At 70.2% G+C, this 18,098-nt stretch carries 15 protein-coding genes; 12 read left to right on the top strand and 3 right to left on the bottom strand.

What is annotated here, in order from left to right; translation table 11 throughout:
* The first annotated feature begins 153 nt into the window (after nt 1-153).
* The 7 genes from benA (at nt 154) to OCS65_RS03680 (ending at nt 9,933) form a co-directional block, all read left to right on the top strand.
* The gene (benA, locus tag OCS65_RS03710) at nt 154-1,545 is read left to right on the top strand and encodes a benzoate 1,2-dioxygenase large subunit (protein WP_263508835.1); all 1,392 of its coding nucleotides are present in this window, start codon (nt 154-156) and stop codon (nt 1,543-1,545) included.
* Between the two features lie 13 nt (nt 1,546-1,558).
* Nucleotides 1,559-2,062, top strand: a complete 504-nt coding sequence (gene benB, locus OCS65_RS03705; protein WP_043801243.1) for a benzoate 1,2-dioxygenase small subunit — start codon at nt 1,559-1,561, stop codon at nt 2,060-2,062.
* Nucleotides 2,063-2,095: 33 nt separating this feature from the next.
* Nucleotides 2,096-3,706: a benzoate 1,2-dioxygenase electron transfer component BenC gene (gene benC, locus OCS65_RS03700; RefSeq protein ID WP_006946215.1), complete on the top strand. Its 1,611-nt coding sequence runs from the start codon at nt 2,096-2,098 to the stop codon at nt 3,704-3,706.
* Entirely contained in the window at nt 3,703-4,512 is an 810-nt protein-coding gene (locus OCS65_RS03695; protein WP_263508832.1) for a 1,6-dihydroxycyclohexa-2,4-diene-1-carboxylate dehydrogenase, read from the top strand. Before benC ends, OCS65_RS03695 begins: the two co-directional genes overlap by 4 nt.
* Before the next feature lie 108 nt (nt 4,513-4,620).
* Nucleotides 4,621-5,967, top strand: coding sequence for an MFS transporter (locus OCS65_RS03690; protein WP_006946218.1), 1,347 nt, complete (start codon nt 4,621-4,623; stop codon nt 5,965-5,967).
* Nucleotides 5,968-5,978: 11 nt separating this feature from the next.
* Nucleotides 5,979-8,663 carry a helix-turn-helix transcriptional regulator gene (locus OCS65_RS03685; RefSeq protein WP_102800021.1) on the top strand — a complete coding sequence of 895 codons (2,685 nt, stop codon included), beginning with the start codon at nt 5,979-5,981 and terminating at the stop codon, nt 8,661-8,663.
* A 7-nt stretch (nt 8,664-8,670) separates the two neighbouring features.
* Nucleotides 8,671-9,933 (top strand): benzoate/H(+) symporter BenE family transporter, encoded by a 1,263-nt coding sequence (locus OCS65_RS03680; RefSeq protein ID WP_006946220.1) that lies wholly within the window; start codon nt 8,671-8,673, stop codon nt 9,931-9,933.
* Between the two features lie 55 nt (nt 9,934-9,988).
* On the opposite strand, the gene OCS65_RS03675 is transcribed toward OCS65_RS03680, so the two are convergent.
* Nucleotides 9,989-10,159, bottom strand: a complete 171-nt coding sequence (locus OCS65_RS03675; RefSeq protein ID WP_167666173.1) for a hypothetical protein — start codon at nt 10,157-10,159, stop codon at nt 9,989-9,991.
* Between the two features lie 198 nt (nt 10,160-10,357).
* On the opposite strand from OCS65_RS03675, the gene OCS65_RS03670 reads away from it, so the two are divergent.
* From OCS65_RS03670 to OCS65_RS03655, 4 genes are all read left to right on the top strand, one after another.
* The gene (locus OCS65_RS03670) at nt 10,358-11,365 is read left to right on the top strand and encodes an NAD(P)H-dependent glycerol-3-phosphate dehydrogenase (RefSeq protein WP_263508829.1); all 1,008 of its coding nucleotides are present in this window, start codon (nt 10,358-10,360) and stop codon (nt 11,363-11,365) included.
* A gap of 90 nt (nt 11,366-11,455) precedes the next feature.
* Nucleotides 11,456-12,886 (top strand): flavin-containing monooxygenase, encoded by a 1,431-nt coding sequence (locus tag OCS65_RS03665; RefSeq protein WP_263508827.1) that lies wholly within the window; start codon nt 11,456-11,458, stop codon nt 12,884-12,886.
* Between the two features lie 37 nt (nt 12,887-12,923).
* A complete protein-coding gene (locus tag OCS65_RS03660) occupies nt 12,924-13,604 on the top strand; it encodes a nitroreductase (RefSeq protein WP_263508825.1) in 681 nt (226 codons plus the stop codon).
* Nucleotides 13,605-13,685: 81 nt separating this feature from the next.
* Nucleotides 13,686-14,270, top strand: coding sequence for a sigma-70 family RNA polymerase sigma factor (locus OCS65_RS03655; protein ID WP_263508823.1), 585 nt, complete (start codon nt 13,686-13,688; stop codon nt 14,268-14,270).
* Here OCS65_RS03655 and OCS65_RS03650 read toward each other — a convergent pair.
* On the bottom strand, nt 14,224-15,411 hold the full coding sequence (locus OCS65_RS03650; protein ID WP_029546523.1) for an AAA family ATPase: 1,188 nt from the start codon (nt 15,409-15,411) through the stop codon (nt 14,224-14,226). The two genes, OCS65_RS03655 and OCS65_RS03650, sit on opposite strands and share 47 nt — an antisense overlap.
* 128 nt (nt 15,412-15,539) lie before the next feature.
* Between OCS65_RS03650 and aztD the strand changes: the two genes are divergently transcribed.
* On the top strand, nt 15,540-16,751 hold the full coding sequence (gene aztD / locus OCS65_RS03645; RefSeq protein WP_263508820.1) for a zinc metallochaperone AztD: 1,212 nt from the start codon (nt 15,540-15,542) through the stop codon (nt 16,749-16,751).
* A gap of 155 nt (nt 16,752-16,906) precedes the next feature.
* Here the strand turns inward: aztD and OCS65_RS03640 are convergent, their stop codons facing one another.
* Entirely contained in the window at nt 16,907-17,881 is a 975-nt protein-coding gene (locus OCS65_RS03640; RefSeq protein WP_231385965.1) for an alpha/beta fold hydrolase, read from the bottom strand.
* Between the last annotated feature and the right edge of the window lie 217 nt (nt 17,882-18,098).

Genomic DNA, 18,098 nt, shown 5'->3' with positions numbered 1-18,098 from the left:
TTTGGGGACTTCCTACCCTCCTGCCGAGGGTCCTAGGTAGGCCTAGGCATTTGCCTGGTGTGACTGTGGCCACATGGTGGCATGGTGGAGATAACGCGGAAACAGCCCCATTCTCCGCCGGGGCCGACCCGACACCCTTTCTGGAGGATCCCCATGACCGAGACCCTGGACCATGTGCGCGCCGCCCTCGACGGCGCTCTCGTCGAAGATGCGGCCAGCGGCCGATACCAAGTGCGCCGCAACATCTTCACCGACGAGGAAGTCTTCGAGCTGGAGATGAAGCACATCTTCGAAGGCAACTGGGTCTACCTCGCGCACGAGAGCCAGGTTCCGAACAACGGGGACTACTTCACCACCTACATCGGTCGCCAGCCCGTCGTGATCAGCCGCGACAAGGAGGGCGAGCTGCACTGCCTGATCAACGCGTGCAGCCACCGGGGCGCGATGCTGTGCCGGCGCAAGACCGACAACCGCACCACGTTCACCTGCCCGTTCCACGGCTGGACGTTCCGCAACAACGGCAAGCTGCTCAAGGTCAAGGACCCGCGCGACGCCGGCTACCCGGAGGGGTTCAACAAGGACGGCAGCCACGACCTGACCAAGGTCGCCCGGTTCGAGAGCTACCGCGGCTTCCTGTTCGGCAGCCTGAACGAGGACGTCAAGCCCCTCGAAGAGCACCTCGGCGACGCCACCAAGATCATCGACATGATCGTGGACCAGTCCCCCGAGGGTCTCGAGGTGCTGCGCGGTTCGTCCACCTACACCTACGACGGCAACTGGAAGCTGCAGGCGGAGAACGGCGCCGACGGCTACCACGTGTCGGCGACGCACTGGAACTACGCGGCCACCACCGCGCGCCGCACCGCCGGCGAGTCGACCAACGAGACCAAGGCGATGGACGCCGGCACCTGGGGCAAGCAGGGCGGCGGCTACCACTCGTTCGAGAACGGCCACCTGCTGCTGTGGATGTGGTGGGGCAACCCGCAGGACCGCCCGCTCTTCCCCCGCAAGGACGAGCTCGCCGCAGAATTCGGCGAGAAGAAGGCCGAGTTCATGGTCGGCGCGTCCCGCAACCTCTGCCTCTACCCGAACGTGTACCTGATGGACCAGTTCTCCTCGCAGATCCGGCATTTCCGGCCGATCTCCGTGGACAAGACCGAAGTCACCATCTACTGCATCGCCCCCAAGGGTGAGAGCGCCGAATCCCGCGCCAACCGCATCCGCCAGTACGAGGACTTCTTCAACGCCACCGGAATGGCCACCCCGGACGACCTCGAGGAGTTCCGGTCCTGCCAGAAGACCTATCTCGCGTCGGCCGCCCCGTGGAACGACCTCAGCCGCGGCGCCACCCACCAGCTCAACGGACCGGACCAGGTCGCGCTGGACCTCGGCATGAAGAACGTGCTGTCGAGCGGCGTGAAGACCGAGGACGAGGGCCTGTACCCGATCCAGCACGGTTTCTGGCTCGAGAGCATGCGCAAGGCCGTCGCGGTGGAAACCGCCGAGAACGCCGCCGCCGAGCCCACCACCACGAACGAGCGCTGAGGAAGACCAGGACATGACCGCCGCAACGGAATTGACGCAGACCGACATCGAGCAGTTCCTCTACCGTGAAGCCCGTCTCCTCGACGACCGCGAGTTCGAGAAGTGGCTCGAGTGCTACCACCCGCAGGCCGAGTACTGGATGCCGGCATGGGACGACAACGGTGCGCTCACCGAGGACCCGCAGCGCGAGATCTCGCTCATCTACTACCCCAACCGCGGTGGCCTCGAGGACCGGGTGTTCCGCATCCGCACCGACCGCTCCTCCGCGACGTCGCTGCCCGAACCGCGCACCGGCCACAACATCACCAACGTCGAGATCCTCGAGCGCCGCGGCACCGAGATCGACCTGCGCCACAACTGGTTCTCGCTGTACTACCGGTACAACACCACCGACACCTACTTCGGCACGAACTTCGTGACCCTCGACGTCTCGGGCCCGCACCCGGTGATCAAGAAGAAGAAGATCGTGCTCAAGAACGACTACATCCACCACATCGTGGACGTCTACGTCGTCTGATCCACCCCCGATTCACGAAAGGAGGCACATGCCGTGAGCTTTCAGGTGGCATTGAGCTTCGAGGACGGGGTGACCCGCTTCATCAAGTGCGGACCGAACGAGACGGTCGCCGACGCGTCGTACAAGGCGCGGATCAACATTCCTCTCGACTGCCGCGACGGCGCGTGCGGTACCTGCAAGGCACTGTGCGAGTCCGGCAACTACGACGGCGGCGACTACATCGAGGAGGCGCTGACCGACGACGAGGCCGAGCAGGGATTCTGCCTGCCGTGCCAGATGGTCCCGGAATCCGATCTCGTGCTGCAGATCGCGACGACCTCGGACGTCGCGAAGACCGCGGCCGCGACGTACACGGCGACGATCACGGACCTGCAGCGGTTCTCTCCCAGCACCGTGGGCTTCACCGTCGAGATCCCCAATCGGGACGACCTGGTGTTCCTGCCGGGCCAGTACGTGAACATCACCGTGCCCGGAACGGAACAGACCCGGTCGTACTCGTTCAGCACGGGACCGAACGACCCGCAGTTGTCCTTCCTGGTGAAGATCACCGAGGGCGGCCTGATGTCCGAGTACCTGAGTGATCGCGCCCAGGTGGGAGACACCCTGCAGTTCACCGGCCCGTTCGGCAGCTTCTTCCTGCGTGAGCGTAAGCGCCCCGCCCTCCTGCTCGCCGGCGGTACCGGCCTCGCGCCCCTGCTCGCCATCCTGTCGAAGATGCAGGAGGAGGGCAGCGACCTGCCGGTGCACCTGGTCTACGGCGTCAGCTTCGACCAGGACCTGGTCGAGCTGGACAAGCTCGAGGCCTACACGCGGTCGCTGCCGAACTTCACGTTCGACTACTGCGTTTCCGATCCGGAGTCGACCGCCCCCAACAAGGGGTACGTCACCGGCCTGTTCGAGCCGAAGCACCTCAACGACGGCGACGTCGACGTCTACCTGTGCGGGCCGCCGCCGATGGTCGAGGCGGTGCGCACGCACCTGTCGGACGAGGGCATCTCGGTGACGAACTTCTACTTCGAGAAGTTCAACAACTCCGCGACCCCCGGCGCCGCCGAACCGGCGCCCCGGCCCACCGAGCGGGAACTCGAAGCCGCCACCAGGGCAGCCGAGGAGACCGGCCTGCCGGTGTCCCTCGGCGCCGCCGAGCAGGTGCCGGTGGGCAACTACGAGATCGGCGAGGAGCACCCGCCCGTCACCGAATCCGACGCCCAGTTCGACGCGCGCATGGCGCTCGAACTCGGTGCGCTGGAGCTGACCATCGGCCGGCTCACCGACGCGCAGCTCGTGGAATTCCGGATTCTCGCCGAGGCGTCGACCGCGTCGATCGACCACGACCGCTTCACCGACGCGGGCGCGTTCACCGACACCAACGCCGCCTTCCACGAGTTCCTGTTCCGCTGCTGCGGCAATCCCGTGCTGCTCGAGGCGTACAACCGGCTCGAGGTGACCCAGCTGATGCGCAAAGTGCTGCGCACCGCGCAGTGGGTGGACGAGCAGATTCCGCACGACCACCTGCAGATCGTGCGGGCGTTCGAACGCAAGGACCGCGCGGCGGCCCGCGACCTCATCGTCAGCCATGCCGAGCACGCCAAGGCGACGATGCGCCGCGCCATCGAGGAGTCCGCGAAGGTGGAACTCGCGTGAGTGCCCTTCTTCCGGTCGGCACCGTGTACCCGGGCCGCTTCGACGGCAGGGTTGTCACCGTCACCGGCGCCGCGCAGGGTATCGGCCTCGTGGTCGCGTCCCGCATCGCAGCCGAGGGCGGATCCGTGATCCTCGTCGACCGCTCCGAGCTCGTGCACGAGGTGGCGAAGGAGTTGCGCGAGAAGGGTTTCCAGGCACACTCCGTCACCGCCGACCTCGAGACTTTCGCGGGAGCGCAGTCCGCGATCGACGAGGCCCGGCAGCAGCACGGCCGCATCGACGTGCTCGTCAACAACGTCGGCGGGACGATCTGGGCGAAGCCGTACGAGCACTACACCCCCGAGCAGATCCAGGCGGAGGTGCAGCGGTCGCTGTTCCCGACGCTGTGGACATGCCGCGCGGTGCTGCCGTACCTGATCGAGCAACGCTCGGGCACGATCGTCAACGTGTCCTCCGTGGCGACGCGCGGTGTCAACCGCGTCCCCTACGCCGCCGCCAAGGGCGGGGTCAACGCGATCACCGCCGCGCTCGCCCTCGAGGCCGCCCCGTACGGGATCCGGGTCGTCGCCACCGCCCCCGGCGGCACCGACGCCCCCGTCCGCCGGGTAGCGCGCGGCCCCGCCGCGCAGAGCGAGCAGGAGAAGGGCTGGTACCAGCAGATCGTGGACCAGACCGTCGACTCCTCGCTGCTCAAGCGGTACGGCACGCTCGACGAGCAGGCCGCCGCGATCACCTTCCTGGCCTCGGAGGAGGCCTCCTACATCACCGGCACGGTTCTTCCCGTCGCCGGCGGCGACCTGGGGTAACACCCCAGCACCGCCACAGGCCTCACCGACAGGCCAGGGATCCCCTGCCGGTGAGGCCCTCTTTCTGCCCCGTTTCATTTGTGACCGCACTCACAGACCGGAGCCGACATGGCCGACAACACAACCGCCTGGGCAAGTCCCCGGCACCGCCGCACCGTCATCTGGGTCGTCGCCCTCGCCACGCTCGCGATCATCTTCGACGGCTACGACCTCGTCGTCTACGGGACGATCCTGCCCACACTGATGGCCGACCCCAGCCAGATCGGAGCGATCTCCGCGCAGCAGGGCGGCGCGCTGGGCTCGTACGCCCTCATCGGCGTCATGGTCGGCGCCCTGTTCACCGGCGCGTTCGGCGACCGGCTCGGGCGCCGGAAGATGATGCTGATCAACATCGTCTGGTTCTCCGTCGGCATGGGCGCCGCGGCGATGGCCACCAGCATCACCTCCTTCGGCATCCTGCGCTTCTTCACCGGCATCGGCGTCGGTGGTCTCGTCGCCACCGCGGGTGCCGTGGTGGCCGAGTTCGCTCCGCCCGGGAAACGGAACCTGTTCAACGCGATCGTCTACAGCGGCGTCCCCGCCGGCGGCGTCCTCGCCTCTCTGCTGGCCATCGTGCTGCGCGACACCATCGGCTGGCGCGGACTGTTCTGGATCGGCGCGCTGCCGCTGGTGATCCTGCTGCCCCTGGCCCTGGTGAAGCTCCCCGAATCCCCGATGTGGCTGCAGGCGCGCGGGCGGACGGACGAGGCGGCCGCGGTCTGTGACAAGTTCGGTCTTCCCCTGCCCACGATCGCCCCGGCCCCGGCCGAGAAGGTCGGATTCGCCGCACTGGCCACCCGCCGCTACGCGTGGGGCACCACCCTGCTCGGCCTGATGAGCTTCGCCGGGCTCCTGCTGACCTACGGCCTGAACACGTGGCTGCCGAAGATCATGGCCGACGCCGGCTACAACGCGAAGGGCTCGCTCGCATTCCTGTTGGTGCTCAACGGCGGTGCGATCATCGGCGGCCTCCTGGCCTCCCGGATCGCCGACGGCCGCGGCCCCCAGCCGGTCATCGCCACCACGTTCGGCCTCGCCGGCCTGGCACTGATCCTCCTCACCTTCGGGTTCCCGCTGCCCGTCCTGCTGACCGCGGTGGCGATCGCCGGGGTCGGCACGATCGGCACCCAGGTGCTCATCTACGGGTTCGTCTCCAACTACTACGAGACGGCAGCGCGCGGTGCCGGTGTCGCCTGGTGCGCCGGATTCGGCCGGCTCGGCGGCATCTTCGGCCCCATCATCGGCGGCCTGCTCATCGGTGCCGGGCTGAGCAACGACGTGAGCTTCTACATCTTCGCGGGCATCGCCGTGGCCGGCGCCCTGGTCACGGTGTTCGTTCCCATCCGACGGGGTGCGCAGTACGTTGCCCGAACCCCCGAAGCTGCGGCCGCGAGCCCCACTACCGTGGAAGTGTGACTCACCCCGCCATGCTGGTCGGACGTACCCGAGAGCTCTCCGAGCTCGACCGTCACCTCGGCGAGGCGCGAGCCGGTTCACCCGTGCTCGCCCTCGTCGAGGGTCCGCCGGGTATCGGCAAATCCGCCCTGGTGCAACGATTCACCGAGGTCTTGAACGGCTGGCAGGTCCGCGTGTCCGCGGGCGTCCCGTGGGAGGCGGCGCGCGCGTGGAGCACGGCCGAGCAACTGCTGCAGGCCCCCGTCACCGGACGTGATCCGGTGGAAGTGGCGCACGAACTGTTGTCCCTCGTGGACGGTCCCACCGTTCTCGTCGTCGACGACGCGCACTGGTCCGATTCCGAGTCGTTGCAGGCCCTGTCGTCCGCCGTCCGCCGCGCCCACGGCAAGCAGTTGCTCGTCCTGCTGGTGACCGTGGACCCGCTGCCGGAGGCGGTCCCGGACAGCACCCGGCAGGTGCTCGACCATCACCGCGCCCTCTCCGTGCACGTGCGGCCCCTCGGGCCGCAGGACATCGCCCAGCTGGCCCTCGCCCGCATCGGCGTGGACCTGTCGCCGTGGACCGCGCGACGGCTGTTCGAGCACACTCTCGGCACACCCCGCCCGATCCTGCAGTTGCTCGACGAGATCCCCCGCAACCAGTGGCAGCACTGGCAGGCCCGGTTCCCGGCGCCCCAGGAACGGTCGGGCGCCGTGCGCCGCACGCTGGACCACTGCCCCGCCGAGACCCGGGCACTCGTGGAAGCGGCGGCCGTGCTCGGTGGCGAAAGCACCCTGACCCAGGCCGCGGCGCTGGCCGGGCTGGCGGACCCGACCGCGGCGCTCGACGCCGCGCACACCGCCGGATTGCTCCGGCGGCGCGAACAGCGCGGCGCGGTCACCCTGATCTTCCCGGACCCGATGACGCGGGCCGCCGTCGCGGACGACATCGGTCCCGCCCGCTGGCGCGACCTGCACGCCCGCGCCGCCGAACTGGTCGACGACGAGGGTGCCGCCCTCACCCACCTGGTCTCCGCCACCCCCACCGCCGATGCGGACCTCGCGGACCGCCTCGATCGGTACGGCCGGCGCCGCGCCGCCGTCGGTGCGTGGTCGGATGCTGCCGAGGCACTGATCATCGCGAGTGGCATCAGTCCCGACCGCGACCAGCGCGCGCAGCGGCTGATCCGCGGCGTCGACGCCCTCACGGGCGCGGCGGACCTGCCCCAGGCGCTGACGTTCGTGCCGGCGATGGAGGCCGCGCCCGAGGGCTCCATGCGCGACGTGGTGCTCGGCTACCTGGCGATCCAGCGCGGCCGGTCGGCCGAGGCCTCCCAGCTGCTCACGCGCGCATGGCAACTGCTCCCGGACCCGGCCCGGGACCCCGATCTGGGTGCGATGATCTGCCAGCGCATGGTGCTGCATTCGCTGGCCCAGCTCGACGGCGCGGGCCTCGTCGAGTGGGCCGACCGCGCGTCGTCCCTCGTAGCTCCCGACATGCCCGCTGCCGTCGAGTCGGCCGCGATCCGCGGCCTCGGCCTGGCCATGACCGGCCGCGTCGACGAGGCACGCGCCTCGTACGCAGAGCTGTCGGAGACCTTCCGGCTCGGCGCCCAGAGCCAGCGGATCCGCATGGCGGAGGGCTGGCTCGCCCTGGCGCTGGACGAGCCGGATCGCGCCCGCGCGGAGCTCGAGAGTGCCGAGCCGACCGTCTTCCGCGGCGGCTCGATCCGGATCTCGTTGTGGGCGCAGGCGTGGCTGGCGCGCACGGAGTTCGCGCTCGGCGCATGGGACGACGCCGTGCGCACCGTCGACCGCGCGGCCGCACAGCTCGACACGGCCGGCCTGGATCTGCTTCGGCCGCTGGTGCATTGGACGGGGGCGCAGGTGCACGCCCTGCGCGGGGACTGGTCGCTGGCCCGCGAGCACCTGCGTCGCGGACGCGCGGGCGCCACCGACTATGCCGTCATGGTGGTGCCGTCCTGCATCGCGGCCGCCCAGTGCGCAGAGGTCGCCGCCGACTACGACGGGGTGCTGCGGCACCTCGCACCGCTCACCACCCGTCGGCGGCAGGCCTTGGTGGAACCGGGTTTCTGGCCGTGGCCGGACCTGTACGCGAATGCTCTCGTGATGACCGGACGCGTCGACGAGGCCGACGAGTTCCTCCGTCCGTTCGAGGAACTGGCCGTCTCCCGTGGGCACCTGTCCGCCCGGGCGCGGCTCGGATACGTGCGCGGACGGATCCACGGGGCACGGGGTGACATCGACGCCGCCCGCAGAACATTCGAGGACGCGCTGGCGAACCTGGCGACGCTGTCGCTGCCGTACGACCGTGCCCGCGTGAACTTCGCGTACGGGCAGACGCTGCGCCGCGCCGGACGCCGGCGGGAGGCGGACGCGGTGATGCGCACGGCCCGCGAGCTGTACGTGACGCTCGGCGCGACGTCGTACGTGCAGCGCTGCGACCGCGAACTCAAGGCCGGGGGGATGAAGGCGAACGGCGACGATACCCGCCGGACACACATGGATCTGGCGGCGTTGACCCCGCAGGAGAAGGCGGTCGCCGCGCTGGTGGCTGCGGGCAATACCAACAAGGACGTGGCGGGCGAGCTGTTCCTGTCGGTGAAGACGGTGCAGTACCACCTGACACGGGTCTACGCGAAGCTCGGCATCCGTTCGCGCAGCGAGCTGGCCGCCCAGTTCCGGCAAGAGGAGTGAGGAAGAGATGACAGCAGTCGACGAGAAGACCTCTCCCCCGAACGACACCGACCTGCTCGAGCGGCCCGCTCGGCCCGTGACCCGGCCGCGCCGGGTGCTGCGGGACCTCGGCGTCGAGTACGCGGCGAACGGCGTGATCGGGCTGGTGTTCTCGTCGACGGGGCCGGTCGCGGTCGTCCTCGCGGCCGGCGCGGCCGGCGGGCTCGGCGCCGCCGAACTGGCGTCGTGGATCTTCGGGATCTTCGTCCTCAACGGCGTGCTGACGATCGCGATGAGCATCGCCTACCGGCAGCCCCTCGGCTTCGCCTGGACGATTCCGGGCACGATCCTCGTCGGCGGGTCGCTGGGGCACCTGTCCTGGCCGGAGGTGATCGGGGCGTTCCTGGTCACCGGCCTGCTGGTGCTGGTGCTGGGGGCGTCCGGGCTGGTGCGGCGGGTGATGGAGGCGCTGCCGATGCCGATCGTCATGGCGATGGTGGCCGGCGTCTTCCTGAAGTTCGGTGTGGACCTGGTGCTCGCGCTCGGTGCGGACGTCGCGATCGCCGCGCCCATGGTGCTGATGTTCCTGGCGTTGAGCGCGTTCGGCCGGATCGGCCGGTGGCTGCCGCCGATCCTCGGGGCGCTGATCGCCGGTGCGGTCGCGGTGGCGGCGTCGGGGCGTTTCTCCCCGGCCCCGGGCGGAGCGGGCATCCTCGCGTCGCCGGTCTTCACCGCCCCGGTGTTCACGTGGACGGCGTTGCTGGAGTTGGTGATCCCGCTGGCGATCACCGTGCTGGTGGTGCAGAACGGGCAGGGCGTCGCAGTGCTCACGGCGGCCGGGCACCGGCCCCCGATCAACGTCACCACGATCGCGTGCGGGGTGTGGTCGCTCGGTGCCGCCTGCGTCGGCGCGGTGTCGACGTGCCTGACCGGCCCGACGAACGCCCTGCTCACCGCGTCCGGTGAGCGGAGCCGCCAGTACACGGCGGCCGTGTGTTTCGGGCTGTATTCGATCGTGTTCGGACTGTTCGCGCCGCTGTTCGTGCGGTGGATGACCGCCGCGCCGGCGGCGTTCGTCGCGACCCTCGGGGGCCTGGCGATGCTGCGGGCGCTGCAGGGCGCGTTCGTGACGGCGTTCGCCTCGAAGTACACGATGGGGGCGCTGGTGGCATTCGTCGTCACCGCCGCGAACGTGACGTTCTGGAACATCGGGGCGGCGTTCTGGGGTCTGGTGGCCGGGGTGATCGTGTCGCGGTTGCTCGAGCGGGGGGACTGGACGACCGGCCGGTGACGGCGGGTGCGCGCGTGTGGGTGCGCGCACCCGCCGTGTCCCGAGCCGGTGGGTGTCAGCGGCCGAACAGCGAGCCGAAGATGCCGGAGCTCGTCTTGGGAGCGGAGTCCTGGTCGCAGGCGCATCGCTCGGCGGCGGGCACGGACTTCATCACGCTGTCGACGTGCTGGCCGCAGCCGCCCCAGCCGGTCTTTCCGCACTTGGGGCAGGTGACGGGGTAACACATGGGCGTCCTCCTCGGGGAAGCGGTCGGGGTCTATCGTCAATATACCCCCTGGGGTATCAGATATGCCAGTGTGCGCATCCGCACATACGGTACGACGCAGATCGGGGACCGGGCATCCGCGAAAATCCGGCGCCGGGACGGGCGAACTGACACCCTGAGGGCCGTACCGTCCCGCCGCGCAGACAGGATCAACAACCCATGGCACGTCCGGTTCGCGTCGTCGTCCTCGGTTCCGGCTCGTGGGGCACCACCGTCGCAGGGCTGTCGGCCCGGAACACCCCGACCCTGCTCTGGTCCCGCAATCCGGACACCGCCCGCGAGATCGACGAGGAGCACCGCAACACCCGGTACCTCGGCGAGCGGACCCTGCCGGCCAACCTGCGCGCCACCTCGGACCTCCTCGAGGCCGCGCACGAGGCCGACGTGCTGGTGGTCGGAGTGCCGTCCCACGCGGTCCGCGCCACCCTCGCCGAGATCTCGAACGAGGTGCGGGCCTGGGTGCCGATCCTCTCGCTCGCGAAGGGACTCGAACCGGGCACGCGCCTGCGGCCCACCGAGGTGATCGGCGAATGCCTGCCGGGGCACCCCGTGGGGCTGCTGGCCGGGCCGAACATCGCCGGCGAGGTCGCCGACGGCATGGCGGCCGCCGCGGTGGTGGCCACGGCGGACGAACGCGTCGCGGCGGCCCTGCAGCCACTGTTCGCCTCGAAGGTCTTCCGCGTGTACCGCAACACCGACGTCCTCGGCTGTGAACTCGGCGGGGTCCTGAAGAACATCGTCGCGATCGCGGCGGGCATGGCCGAGGGGCTGCGGGTCGGCGACAACACCCGGGCGATGGTGCTCACCCGGGGCCTCGCCGAGATGACCCGGCTCGGTGAGGTGATGGGGGCCAACCCGCGGACGTTCGCCGGCCTGACCGGCATGGGCGACCTGATCGCGACGTGCACGAGCCCGGCGTCCCGCAACCGCCGGATCGGCGAGGCGCTGGCGAGCGGGCTCACCCTCGAGGAGGCGGTGGCCCGGCTGGGCCAGGTGGCCGAGGGGGTGAAGACGGCCCCGACGGTGATCGAACTGGCGCGCGAGTACGAGGTGGAGATGCCCATCGCCGCCGAGGTCGAGGCCGTCGTGGCCGGCCGCCGCTCCCCCGCCGACGCGTACCGGGGGCTGCGCCGGGTCACGCCGGGCAACGAAGAGGACGTGGTCTGATCGGGAAGTATTCAGGATTCTCGACCGCGTACTAGATGGCGATATAGACCCTAATTTGCCTGGTGAAGCCGGTACTTGCACACTGTTCAAGTGATCGGAACCGAAGTACTCGTCGTCGGCGCCGGCTTCGCCGGGCTCGGTGCCGCCGCACACCTGCGGCAACGCGGCCGCGACGTGCGCGTTCTCGAACGGAGCGCCGCTCTCGGCGGCACGTGGCGCGACAACACCTACCCGGGGTGCGAGTGCGACATCCATCCGGCCCTGTACTCGTACTCGTCCGCTCCCCAGGCCGTCTGGGCCCGCGGCCGCGCTACCCAGCCGGAGATCCTCGCGCACCTGCACACGTTCGCCGCAGGGAACGGGCTCGACGACCGGATCGCCTACGGCACGACCGCAACCGGGTGCCGGTGGGACGAGACGACGGGCCGCTGGCACGTGCGCACCGACCACGGTCCGGACTACGCGGCCCGCTTCCTCGTCCTGGCCACCGGCGCCCTGAACGTCCCGCAGATTCCCCGCCTCGAAGGCTCCTTCGCGGGCCCCGCCTTCCACACCGCGCGCTGGGACCACGCCGTCGACGTCACCGGGCGGCACGTCGCCGTGATCGGCACCGGTGCGAGCGCCGCCCAGGTGATCCCGTACCTCGCCGACACCGCCGGCCGTGTCACGATGTTCCAGCGCAGCCCCGCCTGGGTGCTGCCGCCCCGCAGGCAGCACCTACCGCTGCCGCACCGCGCGCGACGGACGGTCGAGTACTGGCGCGGCGAGGCGCTCGTCCCCGCCCTCACCGGGTCCGACCGCCGGCTCGCCCGCCTCGAGGCCCGGGCGCTGCGGCACCTGCACCGGCAGGTGCCCGACCCGGACCTGCGCCGCGCCCTGACCCCGCGACACCGGATCGGGTGCAAACGGATCCTGTTCTCCGACAGTTACTATCCCGCGCTCGCCCGAGACTCCAGCACGGTGGTCACCACCCCGGTCGCGGGACTGGGCCCGCACGGTGTGCGCACCGTCGACGGTCGGGCACACGCGGCCGACGTCCTGGTGTACGCGACCGGATTCCGGGTGTCCGCCGCGCTCGCCGGCCTGCCGGTCGTCGGCCGCGACGGCCGCACCCTGCTCGAGCGGTGGGGGCGCGACGGCGCGTCGGCGCACCTGGGCACGACCGTCGCCGGGTTCCCCAACGCCTTCCTGCTCGGCGGGCCCAACACCGGCATCGGCCACACCTCGCTGCTGTTCATGATCGAGAGCCAGCTCCGCTACGTCGCCGCCGCGATGGACGCCACCGACCGGGAGGGCGTCACCGCACTCGAGGTGCGGGCGGCCGCCCAGCGGGAGTTCGCCGACGAGATGCGCCGGCGCTCGACAGGCACCGTGTGGACCACGGGGTGCCGGAGCTGGTACCTGGACCGCGACGCGGTGAACCGGTCGCTGTGGCCGGGCTCGTCCTGGCGATACCGGCTGCGCACCCGGCGGTTCGACCGGGAGAACTACACGGCCGCCGGTCCCGCACGACGGCCCTGAACGAGCGCTACACAGGCGCCTGTGCGACCCTGGTCACATGACGATCGACCACCGTGCCTCGCTCTCGACCCTGCTCGACACCCGCTACTCCTGCCGGGCGTTCCTGTCCAAGCCGGTGCCGCGCGAGGACATCGAAACCATGCTGCGGATGGCGCAGCGCACCCCGTCGTGGTGCAACTCCCAGCCGTGGGAGGTCGTCGTGGCCGGCGGGGACGCCCTCGAGCGGCTGCGGACCGCGGTGTACGACCAGGCGGCGTCCGGCCATCTCGACCCGGACATCCCCGGCCCCGCCGAGTACCGCGGGGTGTACGCCGACCGGCGCCGAGGCGCCGGTTACGCCCTCTACAACAGCCTCGGCATCGCCCGCGACGACTACGCGCGCCGCACCGAGCAGATGCTCGAGAACTACCGCTTCTTCGGGGCGCCGCACGTCGCGATCGTCACGACCGACAAGGCACTCGGCACGTACGGAGCGGTCGACTGCGGCGGGTACGTCGCCACCCTGCTCCTCGCCGCGCAGGCACTCGGCATCGCCGCCGTCCCGCAGGCCGCCGTCGCGATGGCCGCCGGTGCCGTCCGCCGCGAACTCGGTATCTCCGACGAGCGCGACATCGTGTGCGCGATCTCCTTCGGCTACGCCGACGAGAGCCACCCCGCCAACACCTGCCGCACCGACCGGGCGAGCCTGGACGACGCCGTGCGGTGGGTGGAGGAGTAACCACCCCCAGGGGTCCTGGCCCGGGGCGCCCGGGCGACGGAAGGTGGAACTCACCACCTTCCCCGCCCGAGAGGACACCCCGTGCACCGCATCGAAACCGAGGAGCTGCTCCGCCGTTGGGTACCGCGCGCCGTCGCCGGTGAGCCGCACGCCGTGGGCGTGGTGGTGAGTTCCGTTCGCCCCCATGTGCTGAGCTTCTGCGCCGCGCGTATGGACGAGGGCACCCGCGCGCACACTCCGGCCGAGGACGTCACCCAGGAGGTGTGCCTCGCACTGACGCGGGCACTGCCGCGCTACCAGGATCGCGGTGCGTCGCTGCTGCGCTTCGCGTTCGGGATCGCCACGCACAAGGTCGCGGACGTCCGGCGCAAGGCTGCGCGTACCGTGACGCCGCTGCACGACGTCGCCGGCCCCGGGCCCGAGGAGGGCGTGCTCGACGAGGAGCTGCGTTCCGCGGTCCGCCGGCAACTCGCGCTGCTGCCGGAGCAGCAGCGCCGCGTGGTGCAGCTGCGGATCCTGCAGGGCTACAGCGCCGAACGCACCGCCGCGATGCTCGGCACCTCGGTCGGCGCTGTCCGCATCGCCCAGCACCGCGCCCTGCATCGAATCCGGTTGCAGCTCAGTCGTGCTGAGCGCGCAGATACCGTCCGAAGTGCGGCACGGTGAATCCGATGAAGCCCCGTTCGGCGGAGTAGATGAGCCCCTTCTTGATGAGCCCGTCCCGCGCGGGCGACAGCGACGCAGGCTTGCGGCCGAGTTCGGCCGCGATCTTCGACGTCGCGACGGGACCGTCGTCGCCGGAGAGGTCGGCCATGGCGCGCATGTACTCCCGCTCCGCGGGGGTGGCGCGCTCGTACCGGGAGCCGAAGAACCCGACGGCGAGTTCCTCCTCGGCGGCGGGCGCGCCGACGCGCACGTCGTCGGCGGTGATCGGGCTCGTCGCCGCGACGTCCCAGGTCGCCTTGCCGTAGGCCTGGACGAAGTAGGGATATCCGTCGGCCGTCTCGTACAGCGCGTCGAGCGCCTCCTCGGTGAAGGTCACTCCCTCCCGCTCGGCCGGCGCGATGAGCGCGATGTCGGCGGAGCCGCGGTCGAGCCGGTCGATCCGGTGGTAGCTGAACAGCCGCTCCGAGTAGCTCTTCGACGCGGAGAGCACCGCGGGCAGGTGCGGCAGCCCGGCGCCGACCACGATGAGGGGTGCGGCGTCCTGGCTGAGCTCGTGGCACGCCCCGCAGATCGCGGAGATGTCCGGTGCGCCGAGGTCCTGCATCTCGTCGACGAACAGCGCGATGCCCACGCCCACGTCGCGGGCGAGCCCGGAGGCGTCGATCAGGAGTTCGACGAGGTCGATCTCGAGGTCGCCGGTGTCGGCGCGGCCCTTGACCGCGGGGGCGTCGATGCCGGGCTGCCACCGCTCGCGCATGCCCTTGTCCGCGGTGGCCCGCAGCGCGAACGACTTGAGCACGCCGAGGAAGTACTCGACCGATTCGGGGTGCGGATGGGCCGGGGCGATCTCGCGCACCGCCATGTGCAGCGCCGACGACAGCGGCCGGCGCAGGTCCTGGTCGGGCCGGGCCTCGATCTTGCCGGTGCCCCAGCTCCGCGAGATCGCCGCGGAGCGAAGCTGATTGAGCAGGACGGTCTTGCCGACGCCGCGCAACCCGGTGAGCACGACACTGCGTTCGGGGCGGCCGCGGGCGATCCGTTCGAGCACCACGTCGAAGGCGTCGAGCTGCTTCGCCCGGCCGGCGAGCTCGGGCGGGCGCTGCCCCGCGCCGGGAGCGTACGGGTTGCGGACCGGGTCCATCGGTCGATGGTAGCGGCGCCGCGCGTGGACACCGCCTCCTTGCACCGCGTGTCGCGGGACATCCCGGATGCGGACATTCGCATAATAGACTTTGACATTCGTTTGCAATAAAGCGTAGATGTTCCGGCATGAAGTCCTCCCGAAGTCTCGCGCTCACCGCCGGGCTGGCCACCGTGCTCGTGGCCGGCTGCTCCACCTCCACCGCCGAGGACGCCCCCGCGGCCCCCGCCCCGACCGCCCCCGCCGAGGTCGCCGCCGCCGAACCCCGGCTCGCCGTCACCTACGACGGCGGCATTCTCGTCCTCGACGCGAACGACCTCGACGTCGTCGCCGACCTGCCGCTCGACGGATTCAACCGCCTCAATGCCGCCGGCGACGGCCGGCACGTGTTCGTCTCCACCGCCGGCCGCTTCCGCGTCCTCGACACCGGCAGCTGGTCCGAACCCCACGGCGACCACGCGCACCACTACGCGGGCAGCGCGGCACTCACCGACGTCGAGTTCGCCGCCGCCAAGCCCGGGCACGTCGTCCGGCACGCGGGCAGGACCGTGCTCTTCGACGACGGCACCGGCCGCGTCGACATCCTCGACCCCGCGTACCTTGCCGACGGCACGCCGCAGACCGACACCTACACCACTCCGGAAGCGCACCACGGCGTCGCGGTCGCGCTCGCCGACGGCAGCCTGCTCGTCACCCTCGGCAACAGCGAGTCCCGCAACGGCATCGCCGTCCTCGACGCCGAGCGCCGGGAGATCACCCGCAACGAGCAGTGCCCCGGCGTGCACGGCGAGGCCGTCGCCGCCGGCGAGGCCGTCGTGCTGGGCTGCGAGGACGGCCTGCTCGTCTACCGCGACGGCACGATCACGAAGGTGAGCGCCCCCGACCCGTACGGCCGGATCGGAAACCAGGCCGGATCCGAGGAGTCCGACATCGTTCTCGGCGACTACAAGAGCGATCCGGACGCGGAACTCGAACGACCACAGCGTGTCTCGATCACCGATACCCGCACCGGCGAGCTGCGCCTCGTCGACCTCGGCACCAGCTACACGTTCCGCTCGCTCGGACGCGGACCCCACGGCGAGGCACTCGTCCTGGGCACCGACGGAGCGCTGCACGTGATCGACCAGAACAGCGGCGCGGTGGTCCGGCGCATCGACGTCCTCGCCCCGTGGACCGAGCCCGACGAGTGGCAGTCACCGCGCCCGGCGCTGTACGTGCAGGGCCACACCGCCTACGTCACCGACCCGGCGAACAACGCGCTGCACGCGGTCGATCTCGACTCGGCCGCCGTGACGACCGCGTCGCTGCCGCAGACCCCCAACGAGATCACCGGCACCTAGGTGACCGAATGTCACATGGGTTCGATCCAACCGAACCCATGTGACATTCGGCCGGGCGACCGGCGCACGGGCGGCCGCGACAGCGCAGGCCGACGCACGGAGTCCCCGACCCCTACGGGACACACTTTCGTTGCGATTCGCCGGAGTCCCTCCGTTCAGAGATCGGCGAGGAAGGCGAGCAACATTCCGGTGACGAGTTCCGGCTGTTCCTCCGCTGCGCTGTGACCGACTCCCTCGAGCAGGGCTTTCCTGCGCAAGTTGGGAAGATGGCTCTCCAGACGGTCGTAGAGGGGAGCGAATCGGTCCAACGCGGGATCCGCCGCTCCACCGATGAACAGACTGGGCTGCTGCAGCTTCAGGCCGTCGAGGAACGAGCTCTGCTCCCAGATGCGGTCGCGGTTCCGGTAGAAGTTCAACGCAGGCCCGAACCCGGTGCGCGAGTATTCGCTGACGTAGTAGTCCAGGGCGATCTCGGGTAGCCAACCCGGGAGGAACTCGGGGTCGAAAACCGTATCGAGAAAGTTCTCGCCCTCCGCGACGAACTGGCGCCAGCGTTCCTCACCGACCGCGCTGCCGGAGACCGAGTAGTAGATGCTGCGCAGCGTCGTGCGGACATCGGCATCCATGTGTCGCTCGGCTTCACCCGGCGTCTGGAAATAGTGCTGATAGAAGCGCGTACCGGTCTCCGCTTCCAGCTTCTTCCAATTCTCACTCGGCCGGCAGGGCTCGCGGGGAGGGACAGGGGTGTTCAGCATGGCCAGGGCATGGAACAGATCGGGGCGCAGCTGGGCCGCCGCATGGGCCACGAACGATCCGAGATCGTGGCCCACGACCACGGCCGAGGTTTCCCCGAGGCCGCCCATCAACCCGACGAGGTCGCCGACCGCATCGAACACGTTGCAGTCCTGCACCTGCTCGGGACACCCGCTCCGCCCGAACCCACGAATGTCCGGTGCCACCACTCGATATCCGGCCGCGGCCAGTGCACGGATCTGCCGTCGCCACATGTACCAGAGGTATGGGATGCCGTGCACCAGCACCACCAGCGGACCTTCCCCCTCCTCGACATAGTGGATACGCATTCCGTTGACTTCCGCGAATCGATGCAGGAAACCGTGAGGGTCGTCCACGGTAGGCGCTGCCGTTTCCTCGGCAGAATCCGATCTGTGCATAGTCATTCAATGTTCTCCCAGTTGAAGCGCGACGGACACGTTCCGCGGATCAGATTCAGGGTTTCCCGGAACGGAGTGGCGCCGCCGCAGAAGGCAATCCGATTCAGGATGGGTCACTCATTGCAAGGATGGGTGCGCCGGGCACGCCCTCCGGTATGCGCACTCGCCCGAGATC

Origin of the sequence: Rhodococcus aetherivorans, from assembly GCF_025722975.1 — a bacterium.
GTDB classification, from domain to species: domain Bacteria; phylum Actinomycetota; class Actinomycetes; order Mycobacteriales; family Mycobacteriaceae; genus Rhodococcus; species Rhodococcus aetherivorans.
This window is presented reverse-complemented; position numbering and strand designations above follow the sequence as displayed.

What these genes read in the sequence shown, in the direction of transcription:
- OCS65_RS03675 (WP_167666173.1), bottom strand. Translation starts at nt 10,159, where the DNA reads ATGTGTTACCCCGTCACCTGCCCCAAGTGCGGAAAGACCGGCTGGGGC.
- OCS65_RS03685 (WP_102800021.1), top strand. Translation starts at nt 5,979, where the DNA reads ATGCTGGTCGGACGTACCCGAGAGCTCTCCGAGCTCGACCGTCACCTC.
- benA (WP_263508835.1), top strand. Translation starts at nt 154, where the DNA reads ATGACCGAGACCCTGGACCATGTGCGCGCCGCCCTCGACGGCGCTCTC.
- benB (WP_043801243.1), top strand. Translation starts at nt 1,559, where the DNA reads ATGACCGCCGCAACGGAATTGACGCAGACCGACATCGAGCAGTTCCTC.
- OCS65_RS03660 (WP_263508825.1), top strand. Translation starts at nt 12,924, where the DNA reads ATGACGATCGACCACCGTGCCTCGCTCTCGACCCTGCTCGACACCCGC.
- OCS65_RS03670 (WP_263508829.1), top strand. Translation starts at nt 10,358, where the DNA reads ATGGCACGTCCGGTTCGCGTCGTCGTCCTCGGTTCCGGCTCGTGGGGC.
- aztD (WP_263508820.1), top strand. Translation starts at nt 15,540, where the DNA reads ATGAAGTCCTCCCGAAGTCTCGCGCTCACCGCCGGGCTGGCCACCGTG.
- OCS65_RS03690 (WP_006946218.1), top strand. Translation starts at nt 4,621, where the DNA reads ATGGCCGACAACACAACCGCCTGGGCAAGTCCCCGGCACCGCCGCACC.
- OCS65_RS03650 (WP_029546523.1), bottom strand. Translation starts at nt 15,411, where the DNA reads ATGGACCCGGTCCGCAACCCGTACGCTCCCGGCGCGGGGCAGCGCCCG.
- OCS65_RS03680 (WP_006946220.1), top strand. Translation starts at nt 8,671, where the DNA reads ATGACAGCAGTCGACGAGAAGACCTCTCCCCCGAACGACACCGACCTG.